Raw genomic sequence first — 2,195 nt, 5'->3', positions numbered from 1 at the left:
CTACGCGGCTCTGGAAACATCAGACATGGCCGCGTAACTAAGACCAATCAGCCTCCGGAAAACCCGGAGCGGTTCAATCAGCGCGGGACGAACATTCCGATCCCACCACATCACGATGTCACCGGTGCGCGCGACGGCGGCCTTCCACGCTCCGGCAACCTCGTCGGTTGGACCGTCTTCCGACACCAGCACGAAGTCGATGTCGCTAAAGGCGTCTGCCCGCCCGTTGCCGAAGCTGCCACTCAGGAAAAGACCGCGAACGGCGGAATGATCGCGTAGTGCGTTGCTAATCGTCTCTATGACTTGCTCTGACTTCATGAGCTTTTCCTTTCAAACGCATACGGGTTCGCACTTCAGCGACGTAAAGAAGCCGTCGAGGAGCGCTGTAACTAGAGCGGTATGGCGGGTTCTATCGCTTGATGGACCAGACCATCGCGGTCTCGTAACCAGCAGCTTCCAGCAACTCGATCTTGGACGTCCATCCCGCCGGGCAGACGACAAAGGCAGCTCCCATACCACGATTGGCGAACGCCGCCTCGGCCGCGCGCAAAAGCGCGCTGGACTCCTCACTGCCTCGGTCAAGCGCAGCCGGGTTGGCCAGCTCGGGATGATAGTAGTCATCAATCACACCCGTTCCCGTGATGTCGTGGGCCGGGGGAAAGTGCAGCCGTGAGGCGGGCTGTGCGATGATGTAGCCCTGCAAGTCCTCGGACGGTCCCAGAACCATCATGTCCCGATCTCTGAGCGTTAGACTCCGCGTCATCCAGGCTGAAAACCGTGGATCAGCTTCAGGATGAACTTCCCAGAACGGGTCGATTTCGAACAGAAGCTGCCGGTTCTCGGCGCTGCCCGCGACGATACCTGGAATATCGTCTTCCGTCGCTTGTCGAACTCCGGCGGGCATTCCCTGATCGCCGAGGTCACTGCGCGACAGATAAAGTGTCAGAGGCTCATAACCGCTTGCCTCAAACGCGGTTCGCCAAGCTTCGCCCGCCACGTAGGATGCCAGTTTGATCTGGGCACCGGCTTCGTGAAGTGCATCCTCTGCTGCGGCCAATAGGTCGTCAACAGTGCCGCTCGCCGCATCGGCAGCAACGAAGGAGTCTGGCAGGATCAGTCCCGGCTCGCCGAACGGGCCTGCATAGATTGGAGGGACCGGTAGCAGCATCGCATGAATGACGCCCGTGATCTGACCCCCATCGTCTGCGACATGCCAAAACTGTCGAAAGGGTTGTTGCTCGGCTGTCAGCGCAAATGTCAGCGCCTTCTCGATCTGCGCGGGCGCGTCATCTGCCATCTTCCAGAGGATCGCATCCTCTGCATGGCGCGCCTCGGCATCCAGCATGAGGAGTTCGACCAGGCGCGGCATGTCATCGGGTGTCGCTGGTCGGATTGTCTGTGTCATCGCTCGATCTCTTGTAGCTATCGCTGAGTGCTGCTTGCCCGCTTGTATCGGTCACCTGCACTAAATTGACAAAGCAGGATAATTCCATCAGCGTTTAGAAAAACTATCGCCTTTGGAACATCGAATGAAGAACGTGAATCTGAATGCGCTTCGAGTATTCTCTGTCGTCGCAACGCACGGGAACCTGCAACGCGCGGCTGAGGAGCTGAACCTGTCGCGTGGTGCGGTTTCTCAGCGGATCAAGCAGCTCGAAATCGAGCTGGGCGTGGTTCTTCTTGTGCGCGGCGCACGCGGTGTCTCGCTGACCCCGGAGGGTGAGCGCTGTCATGCGGCGATGGAGGACGCTTTGGCAATCCTCGACACTGCCTTCGTGAGCATCGGCGAGGACAGTGATCGCGTCACGCCCAGGAAGTGAGCTAAATGCTCTCCACCAAACCCGGGCAAGTCCACACCGCGCCGAGCGACAACGAAGCCAACCATTTCCTCATCATGGTCAAAGGCTCCAATGTAGTAGCCGCTCTCTATGTTGCGAACAAAGCTGCTTTCTGGGATTGCAAATAGCTCGTCTTCAGTCAGCAAGAAGTAAGCTGACGCAGTGCGCAGTGCTTCAGCCCAGAAGTTACGAAGAGTTGCCGAGTCTCGCGCTGTCAATCGACGAAGCATTCTTGTTTGCCCTCAGGATATAGGGGTCCGGCATCAGAAATGGTTCGGGATGACCTGCTCCCCTGCGAGTCCGCGCTTTTCAGTTAGCTCTGTTCAGGGTTTGGTCCTCTCTTGACCGTTGGTGATA

At 58.1% G+C, this 2,195-nt stretch carries 3 protein-coding genes; 1 reads left to right on the top strand and 2 read right to left on the bottom strand.

Annotation, left to right across the window (positions count from 1 at the left end):
- Window positions 1-318 (bottom strand): nucleotidyltransferase domain-containing protein, encoded by a 318-nt coding sequence (locus Q1B16_RS22275; protein ID WP_299794621.1) that lies wholly within the window; start codon window positions 316-318, stop codon window positions 1-3.
- Between the two features lie 91 nt (window positions 319-409).
- Entirely contained in the window at window positions 410-1,405 is a 996-nt protein-coding gene (locus tag Q1B16_RS22270) for a hypothetical protein (RefSeq protein WP_299794618.1), read from the bottom strand.
- Between the two features lie 124 nt (window positions 1,406-1,529).
- Between Q1B16_RS22270 and Q1B16_RS22265 the strand changes: the two genes are divergently transcribed.
- On the top strand, window positions 1,530-1,820 hold the full coding sequence (locus tag Q1B16_RS22265) for a LysR family transcriptional regulator (RefSeq protein WP_299794615.1): 291 nt from the start codon (window positions 1,530-1,532) through the stop codon (window positions 1,818-1,820).
- Window positions 1,821-2,195 lie beyond the last annotated feature (375 nt).

This window comes from uncultured Marivita sp., from assembly GCF_947488135.1.
Taxonomy (GTDB): Bacteria; Pseudomonadota; Alphaproteobacteria; order Rhodobacterales; family Rhodobacteraceae; genus Marivita.
This window is presented reverse-complemented; position numbering and strand designations above follow the sequence as displayed.